This window comes from Mesorhizobium sp. M2A.F.Ca.ET.067.02.1.1, from assembly GCF_004023285.1.
In the GTDB taxonomy this organism is placed as follows: Bacteria; Pseudomonadota; Alphaproteobacteria; order Rhizobiales; family Rhizobiaceae; genus Mesorhizobium.
The window spans coordinates 1-8,340 of record NZ_RZSB01000209.1; the positions used below are offsets into that span (position 1 = coordinate 1).

General features: G+C 64.4%; 7 protein-coding genes and 1 pseudogene. 6 read left to right on the top strand and 2 right to left on the bottom strand.

Going from position 1 to position 8,340, the window contains the following annotated elements; translation table 11 throughout:
* The 6 genes and pseudogenes from EOA28_RS16125 to EOA28_RS16150 form a co-directional block, all read left to right on the top strand.
* Positions 1 to 351 (top strand): annotated as a pseudogene (locus EOA28_RS16125) (ABC transporter ATP-binding protein); the annotation flags it as partial.
* A complete protein-coding gene (locus EOA28_RS16130) occupies positions 351 to 1,247 on the top strand; it encodes a branched-chain amino acid ABC transporter permease (protein WP_189342062.1) in 897 nt (298 codons plus the stop codon). The pseudogene EOA28_RS16125 and the gene EOA28_RS16130, both read left to right, overlap by 1 nt.
* A gap of 2 nt (positions 1,248 to 1,249) precedes the next feature.
* Positions 1,250 to 2,290: a branched-chain amino acid ABC transporter permease gene (locus EOA28_RS16135; RefSeq protein ID WP_127252289.1), complete on the top strand. Its 1,041-nt coding sequence runs from the start codon at positions 1,250 to 1,252 to the stop codon at positions 2,288 to 2,290.
* Positions 2,291 to 2,379: 89 nt separating this feature from the next.
* Positions 2,380 to 3,720: an ABC transporter substrate-binding protein gene (locus tag EOA28_RS16140; RefSeq protein ID WP_127252287.1), complete on the top strand. Its 1,341-nt coding sequence runs from the start codon at positions 2,380 to 2,382 to the stop codon at positions 3,718 to 3,720.
* Positions 3,721 to 3,792: 72 nt separating this feature from the next.
* Entirely contained in the window at positions 3,793 to 4,584 is a 792-nt protein-coding gene (locus EOA28_RS16145; protein WP_126081796.1) for an ABC transporter ATP-binding protein, read from the top strand.
* Between the two features lie 24 nt (positions 4,585 to 4,608).
* Positions 4,609 to 5,856: an SfnB family sulfur acquisition oxidoreductase gene (locus EOA28_RS16150; RefSeq protein WP_127252285.1), complete on the top strand. Its 1,248-nt coding sequence runs from the start codon at positions 4,609 to 4,611 to the stop codon at positions 5,854 to 5,856.
* A gap of 84 nt (positions 5,857 to 5,940) precedes the next feature.
* Here the strand turns inward: EOA28_RS16150 and EOA28_RS16155 are convergent, their stop codons facing one another.
* Both EOA28_RS16155 and EOA28_RS16160 read right to left on the bottom strand, forming a co-directional pair.
* On the bottom strand, positions 5,941 to 7,500 hold the full coding sequence (locus EOA28_RS16155; protein ID WP_128315047.1) for a GMC family oxidoreductase: 1,560 nt from the start codon (positions 7,498 to 7,500) through the stop codon (positions 5,941 to 5,943).
* A gap of 120 nt (positions 7,501 to 7,620) precedes the next feature.
* Positions 7,621 to 8,292 carry a GntR family transcriptional regulator gene (locus EOA28_RS16160; protein ID WP_127252282.1) on the bottom strand — a complete coding sequence of 224 codons (672 nt, stop codon included), beginning with the start codon at positions 8,290 to 8,292 and terminating at the stop codon, positions 7,621 to 7,623.
* Positions 8,293 to 8,340 lie beyond the last annotated feature (48 nt).

An 8,340-nucleotide genomic window follows, 5' to 3' on the forward strand; every position in this document is an offset into this window, starting at 1 on the left:
CGGCTGGCCGGCACGCCGCCTTATGGCCTGCAGAAGCGTGCCGAGCTTGCCCGGGCGCTGGTCGCCGAACCGCGGCTGCTTTTGCTCGACGAACCCATGGCCGGCATGACGGCGGGCGAGAAGAGCGAGATGGCGGCCTATGTGCGCGCCGCGCGCGACCGCTTCGCCACCACCGTCGTGCTGATCGAGCACGATGTCGGCGTCGTCATGGGCCTGTCGGACCGCATCGCCGTGCTCGATTACGGGCGCAAGATCGCTGACGGCACGCCGGATGAGGTCAGGAATGATCAGCGCGTCATCGACGCCTATCTCGGCGTCGCGTCTGACAATGAGGACGGGGCAGGGATATGATCGGCGACTTCGACTACCAGTTCTTCCTCGAAGTGCTGACCGGCGGTCTGCTCTCCGGCGTCATGTACTCGCTGGTCGCGATCGGCTTCGTGCTGATCTACAAGACGTCCGGCGTGCTCAACTTCGCGCAAGGCGCGCTGCTCCTGTTCGCGGCGCTGACCTTCGTCAGCCTCGTCGAGCGCGGCGTGCCGTTCGCGCTGGCCTTGGCCGTCACCTTCGCCATCATGGTGGCGCTCGGCATCGGCATCGAGCGCACAGTGCTGAGGCCGCTCACCAACAAGCCGCCCATCATCCTGTTCATGGCGACGCTCGGCCTTTCCTACATCATCGAAGGCGCCGCCCAGCTCATCTGGGGCACGCAGGTGCACGGCCTCGAGCTCGGCATCGAGGACGTGCCGCTGGAAGTCGGCGGCGTGCTGATCAGCCAGTTCGACATCTTCGCCGCCGCGGTGGCCGCGGTCATGGTGCTCTTGTTGTCGCTGCTCTTCCGCTACACCCGCATCGGCTTGAGCTTCCGCGCCGTCGCCGACGACCAGTTCGCGGCTCTAGCCGTCGGGCTACGGCTGCCGCTGATTTGGGCGAGCGTATGGGCCGCGGCAGGTCTCGTCGCGCTGGTGGCCGGACTGCTCTGGGGCGCGCGTCTCGGCGTCCAGTTCTCGCTGTCGCTGGTGGTGCTCAAGGCGCTGCCGGTGCTGGTGCTGGGTGGCTTCGATTCCATCCTCGGCGCGATTGTCGGCGGGCTTTTGATCGGCGCCAGCGAGAAGCTCGCCGAGGTCTATATCGGCGACTATTTCGGCGGCGGCATAGAAAGCTGGTTCGCCTATGTCGTGGCGCTCGTCTTCCTGCTCATCCGCCCATCAGGCCTGTTCGGCCAGAAGCTTGTCGAAAGGGTCTGACGATGAGCGCCGTCGCCACGCAATTGTCTCCGGTCGCCACCCTGCCGAAATGGCTGGCGCCGCTGCTCCTCATCGCCTTCGCCTATGTCGTCGTCCCGCTGATCGGCAGTTCGTATTTGTTCGAGGCGATCCTGCTGCCTTTCCTGGCGCTCAGCCTGGCGGGCCTGGGACTGAACATCCTCACCGGCTATGCCGGCCAGGTGTCGCTCGGCAGTGCCGCCTTCATGGCGGCCGGCGCTTTCGCCGCCTATAATTTCAACCTGCGCGTCGAAGGCCTGCCGCTCGTCGCCAGCATCGTCCTTTCCGGCCTCGTGGCCGCCGCGATCGGCATCGTCTTCGGCTTGCCCAGCCTGCGGCTGAAAGGCTTCTACCTGGCGGTCTCGACGCTTGCCGCGCAGTTCTTCGTGCAATGGGCGCTGACCAAGTTCAGCTGGTTCTCCAACGACTCCGCGTCCGGCGTCATCGATGCTCCAAAACTCTCCATCGCGGGCTTCGAGTTCGACGGCGCGGTCGGCCGCTACCTCTTCGCGCTTACCGTGGTCGTCGTCCTCACGTTTCTCACCAACCGGCTGGTCAACTCGCAGACCGGGCGTAACTTCATCGCCATCCGCGACAACGACACGGCGGCGCGCATCATCGGCATTCCGGTGCTGAAGACGAAGCTGCTCGCCTTCGCCATCTCGTCCTTCATCATCGGCGTCGCCGGTGTCATCTGGGCGTTCGCCTATCTGAGGACAGTGGAGCCGGCGGGCTTCGACCTCGACCGCTCGTTCCAGATCCTGTTCATCATCATCATCGGCGGGCTCGCCTCGATACGAGGCGCGTTCCTGGGCGCTGCGCTCATCGTCGTCTTCCCGTTGGTTCTGTCGCGCCTTGGCGGCTTCCTGCTCGGTGACCTGTTCGATTCCGGCGTGCTCGACATGAGCCAACGCATCGTGCTCGGCGCGCTCATCATCCTCTTTCTGATCCTGGAACCGGACGGGCTGGTGGCCCTGTGGGACAGGGTCCGAAGACGGCTCTCGCTCGCCTGGCAATCGAGCTGAGACCATTTGGCAGCTCCGCGCTCCAACACTGCAAGCATTCAGAAAATGAACCGCGCCAAACCAAGGCCCATATTGGAGAACCTCGAACCATGACCTTCCTCAGCACAGTCAAGGCGGTTGCCATCTCGGCGGCGCTGGCCGTGTCGGTGGCCTTGCCGGCCGCCCACGCGGACGAGCAGTATTTCCCGCTGCAGAGCTATCGCGTCGGGCCCTACGCGGCCGGCGGCACCGGCTTCTTCGGCGGCTTCATCGACTACCTCAACCTGATCAACATCCGCGACGGCGGCGTCAACGGCGTCAAGCTGACCTGGGACGAGTGCGAGACCCAATACGAGGTCGAGCGCGGCGTCGAATGCTACGAGCGTCAGAAGAGCCACGCGGGTGCCGCCGCCTGGAACCCGCTGTCGGTCGGCATCGCCTACGCCATGATCGACCGCATCACCGCCGACAAGGTGCCGCTGATCACGGTGAATCACGGCCGCACCGACTCCACCGACGGGCGGGTCTTCCCCTATGTCTTCCCGCTGCTGCTTAACCCTTACAGCGAGACCTCCGGCATCGTGAACTACATCGCCGCCAAGGAAGGCAGCATCGACAAGCTGAAGGGCAAGAAGATCGTCGTGCTCTACCACGGCTCGCCCTACGGCAAGGAGACGATCCCGATCTATGAGCTCCTGGCGCAGAAATACGGCTTCACCGTGCAGCAGATCGAGGTGCCGCACCCCGGCAACGAGCAGCAGTCGCAGTGGCTGACGATCCGCCGCGCCAAGCCGGACTTCGTCGTGTTGCGCGGCTGGGGCGTGATGAACCCGGTGGCGCTGAAGACGGCGGTCAAGGTCGGCTATCCGGTCGATCACATCATCGGCAATGTCTGGTCGAATTCGGAAGAAGACGTCATCCCGGCCGGCGACGCCGCCAAGGGCTACACCGCCATCACCACCCAGGCTTCGGGCAACACCTATCCGGTGGTGCAGGAGATCGTGAAGACCGTCTACGGCGCCGGCAAGGGCAACCTCGAGGACAAGTCGCGCATCGGCTCGGTCTACCACAATCTCGGCATCGTCAACGGCATCCTCAATGTCGAGGCAATCCGCATCGCGCAGGAGAAGTTCGGCCACCGCACGCTGACCGGCGATGAGGTGCGCTGGGGCTTCGAGCACCTCAAGCTCGATCCGGCCAAGGTTGAGGCGCTCGGCGCCAAGGACCTGTTTCACTCCATCAATGTCAGCTGGGACAACCACGAAGGCGAAGGCTACGTGACCTTCCAGCAGTGGGACGGCAAGAAGTGGAACGTCGTCTCCGACTGGATCGCCCCTGACTGGTCGCTGCTGCGGCCGATCATCGAGAAGTCGGCCGAGGCCTATGCCGCCGAGAAGGGCATCAAGCTGCGCACCGCGGCCGATGCCGACGCGGTAGCCGCCACTAACTGATCCAACGAACCGGGCGCCGGACTATTCTGCGACGCCCGGTCATCCACTTTCGCAGACATCAGGGAAATGCCGATGCCGGGCAATGACGTCATCCTCGCCGTGGACAATATCCACGCCACCTACAATCACGCCATCACGGCGTTGCACGGCGTCAGCTTCGAGATCAGGCAGGGCGAGATGCTGGCGCTGCTCGGCGCCAACGGCGCCGGCAAGACCACCACGCTGAAAGCCGTCTCCAACCTGTTGCCGGCCGAGCGCGGCCAGATCACCGCCGGTTCCATCAGGTTCGATGGCGGAGACGTCTCGCGGCGACAGCCGGGCGACCTGGTGCGCGCCGGACTCGTCCAGGTGCTGGAAGGCCGCCACTGCTTCAAGAGCCTCAGCGTCGAGGAGAATCTGGTTTCGGGCGGCATCGGCCGCAGCGGCAGCCGCGCCGAGATCAATCGGGACCTGGAACGGATCTACGCCTATTTTCCCCGCCTGAGGGAAAAGCGCCGGACCTTGTCGGGCCTGACCTCGGGCGGCGAACAGCAGATGACGGCGATCGGCCGGGCGCTGATGTCGCGACCGCGGCTGCTCGTCCTCGACGAGCCGTCGATGGGGCTTGCCCCGCTCATCGTCCAGGACATCTTCCAGACGCTCAGGAAGCTGAACCGCGAGAGCGGCCTGTCGATCCTGGTCGCCGAGCAGAATTCGGCGGTCGCGCTTGGCTATGCCGACCATGCGACGGTGCTCGAGAACGGGGTCTCGGTTCTCTCCGGCGCCGCCGCCAGCCTGCGCCAGCGCGAGGATGTGCGCGCCTTCTATCTCGGACAACAGCCTTCGTCCGCCGCCCAACCAACCCATCTCCACGCCGTCGTGTGAATAGAAATCCCCAGGAGCCATGAAATGACTGTGTCCAACGTCAAGACCGACAAAGCCGCGGCCGCCGTGCCGCCTGTGCTGCGCCCGGCCACCGCCGCGCATATCATCAAGGATGATGCCGAAGCGATCGCGGTCGCCCATCGTCTCGCGGCCGAGTTCGTCAAGGAGTCCTCCAAGCGCGACCGCGAGCGGATCTGGCCGGTGGCCGAGCTCGACCAGTTCTCGCAGAGCGGCCTATGGTCGATCAACGTGCCGAAGGCGTTCGGCGGACCGGAGGTGTCCTACGCCACATTGGCCAAGGTGATCGAGATCATCTCGGCCGCCGATTCCTCGATCGGCCAGATCGCGCAGAACCACCTCGGCGTCGTCGCGGCCATCCGCACCGTCTCCGACAAGGACCAGCAGGCGCTGCTGTTTGCCGAAGTGCTGAAGGGAACGCGGTTCGGCAACGCCTTTTCCGAATTCGGCTCCAAGCGCGCCGCCGATTTCGAGACGAAGTTCACCGACGCCGGCGACCATGTCATCGTCAACGGCCAAAAATTCTATTCATCGGGCGCGCTGCTTGCCCATCTGGTGCCGATCGTGGCCCTCGACGACGAGGGCCGGGCCTGGTACGCGATCGCCGATCGCGGCGCGCCTGGCCTGACCGTGATCGACGACTGGTCGAGCTTCGGCCAGCGCACGACGCTGTCGGGCACCGTCATCATCGACAACGTCAAGGTGCCGAAGACGCATCTCGTGCCCGGCTATAAGGGTTATGACAAGCCGACCGCAGACGGAGCCATTTTCCAGATCATCCAGGTGGCGGTGGACACCGGCATCGCGCAGGCCGCGATCGACGAAACGGTCCATTTCGTCAGGACCAGGAGCCGCGCCTGGATCGACAGCGGCGTCGCCAATGCCTGGGACGATCCCTACACGATCCAGGCCATCGGCGACCTGACGCTTCGCCTGCACGCCGCGCAGGCGCTGCTCGAAAAGGCCGGCCACGCCATCGATCGGGCAGTCGCCGAGCCGACCGCCGAGACGGTGGCGCATGCGCAGATCGTCACCGCGGAAGCGAAGATCCTGTCGACCGAGATCGCCATCGCGGCGACCAACAAGCTGTTCGAACTGGCCGGCACTCGCTCGACGCTCGCCGAGCACAATCTCGACCGCCACTGGCGCAATGCGCGCACCCACACGCTGCACGATCCGGTGCGCTGGAAATATTCGATCCTCGGCAAGTATTTCCTCAATGGCGAGAACCCGCCGCTGCACGCCTGGAGCTGATCGCGCCGTTCCACCGGGCGAACATCATTCGCGGCGGGCCGGGCGCTGTCCCGCTCGCGCCAGTCGTTGCGTCCAGCGCGATGGTCATAGCGGCGCCCGGTGCCATCGCGCGAAGGTTTCGGCGATCGCGAGGACCGCAGCATGAATCGGTCCCGCGGTGAGATTGGGCATAACCGACGCGTCCACGACAAAAAGATTGTCAAGCGCCTTGAGCCGTAGGTTCGCATTGACGACGGCGTCCACGTCCTTGCCCATCCTGCAGGTGCCGCAGGGATGATGGTGCGTGATGACCGACTGCGCGATGAAATTGTCGATCTCCGCCTCACCATTCAGAGCACCTGGCAGAAGCTCGCGCTCTCGCCAATCGGCGAGTTCGTCTCGATGGCCGATCTCTCGTGCCGCCGCCAGAGCCTGTCGGAACAGTTTTCGATCCTGGCTGGTTTGCAGATATGCGGGGTCGATGATCAACCGGTCATCGAGCTCCGGCCCGCTTATCCGCATGCCGCCGCGGCTCGTGGGATGCGTGATACCGAACAGCAACGAATAGGCCGTGCCGGCGGCAGGCGCCTGAAAGCGTTCGGACACGATCGGTGCCACGCCGCAGCCAACGACAATTTCGGGCTGCCCGGTAACGGCGAACCCGGCCGCCGGCATATAGGTCATCGATTCGGAATGCTGGAGGCGCGACGGCGGAACCGGCTTGCGGGCCGCATAAAGATTGCCGGCACCAAGCAGATGGTCCTGAAGGTTTCGACCGATTTCCGGCATATCGATCAAACAGCCAACGCCGGCGACCTGGAGTATACCGTGCGGACCAATGCCTGAGCGCATCAGCAAAGCCGGAGTTTCCAGCGCGCCGGCGCAGAGCACAACCTGATCCGCAAAGACCTCCAAAAGGCTGCCGTGTCGTCCCACAACTTCGAGACTGCGCATGCGATTGCTGTCCAAGATCAGCCGTCGCACCCGGGATCCCGTCAGGATCGTCAGATTTCCGCGGCTTCGGACAGCCGGCGTGAGCCAGGCGTCGGCGACCGTAACCCGCCGTCCATCTCGAATGTTCAGAGAGTTCGGGGTGACGCCGATCATCTCTCCGCTATTGTGACCCTTAAGGCGAGGCAGACCCAACGACGCGCCTGCCTCGATCAAGGCACGGGCAAGCGGGCTTACTTCGTCTGTCGGCAGATAGACCGGCAACGGCCCGCCCTTGCCGTGGATGCCGTCGCCGCCAAGCGGGTGGTTTTCGATGGCCTGGAAAACCGGCAGCAGTTCATTCCAGCTCCATCGGTGATCGCCGGTCGCGTCGGCCCAGGCCTGGAAGTCGCAGGGATGGCCCCGCATGTAACCCATGGCGTGCAGGCAACTCGAGCCGCCGATCAGCCGCCCCCGCGCCCAATGATGCACCCGACCCGCCGTGCCGGCTTGCGGCTCCGTCCGATAGTCCCAGTCGTAGCTGCGGCCCTGAAGCGCGGGCCAGGCAGCCGGATTCCAAATGTCGGGGTCGGTCGCCTCCTCGCCTGCCTCGATCAGCAGAACGCGACGGGCAGGCTCCTCGCTCAGCCGCGCCGCAAGCAACGAGCCTGCCGAGCCACCGCCGACGATGACGACATCGGCACCCGGTTTGCGCCCGCCAATCCCCTTGGTCATCTCCACTCCCAAGTTCCGTATTAACGCAAGACCTCGATGGTTGCGCGCCCAGCGGTGCCGCAGACGCGCGATCCGAAACAGAGGATTTCAAGATTTCGGCCGAGCGTCGCCTCGGAGACCTCAACTCTCGCTGTTCATGGACATCTTTGCCGCCGCTTTTGCCTTCAAAAGGTGCCGTTTCGAGGCTTTGCGGGCGGCCTTCTCGTCGCCGGCGGCAATGGATTCGTATATCTCCCGCATCTCCGCCAGGCTACTTTGCGCTCTGCCCTCCAAAGACATCGAGCGTCCCCGGAAAAAGCTGATCCTGGCCACCAGACCGCGATGGACTTCCTCGAGGATGGGATTGCCGCAATTCGCAAGTATGATTGAATAGAAGTCGGCCGCGGTCATGACCTGGGCCAGGCTGTCATTGCTCGAGGCGGCTTCTTCGAAGGCGGCAAGCGATTTCTCGAGCTCACGCAACTGTGCCGTGGTGATTCTTGACGCGCATCGTCCGGCCGCCTCCACTTCCAGCAGCTCTCGAACCTCGTAGATTGCGGTTGCCTCGCTCCACGAAAGCGCCGGTATCGACGGCCCGCGATTGGGCACAATCTCGATCAGGCGTTCGGCCTCAAGGCTGCGCAATGCCTCCCTCAGCGAGGGGCGACTGACGCCGAGCTGTGCACACAACTGGCTTTCAATAAGGCGGTTTCCCGGCTGAAACAGGCCGGACAGGATCGCGAGTCGCAGCTTGTCGACAGTCTCTTGCTGCACTGTGCGTGGCGAAATCCGCAAATTCAGTTCGGGCGGCATCGGTTGCGTCTCGTGGGCTCAGGGTCGGAATCTCGCGCATCATATGCG

Excerpts from the sequence above, each read along its gene's own strand:
- EOA28_RS16135 (WP_127252289.1), top strand. The coding sequence starts at position 1,250 with ATGAGCGCCGTCGCCACGCAATTGTCTCCGGTCGCCACCCTGCCGAAA.
- EOA28_RS16140 (WP_127252287.1), top strand. The coding sequence starts at position 2,380 with ATGACCTTCCTCAGCACAGTCAAGGCGGTTGCCATCTCGGCGGCGCTG.
- EOA28_RS16145 (WP_126081796.1), top strand. The coding sequence starts at position 3,793 with ATGCCGGGCAATGACGTCATCCTCGCCGTGGACAATATCCACGCCACC.
- EOA28_RS16150 (WP_127252285.1), top strand. The coding sequence starts at position 4,609 with ATGACTGTGTCCAACGTCAAGACCGACAAAGCCGCGGCCGCCGTGCCG.
- EOA28_RS16155 (WP_128315047.1), bottom strand. The coding sequence starts at position 7,500 with ATGACCAAGGGGATTGGCGGGCGCAAACCGGGTGCCGATGTCGTCATC.
- EOA28_RS16160 (WP_127252282.1), bottom strand. The coding sequence starts at position 8,292 with ATGCCGCCCGAACTGAATTTGCGGATTTCGCCACGCACAGTGCAGCAA.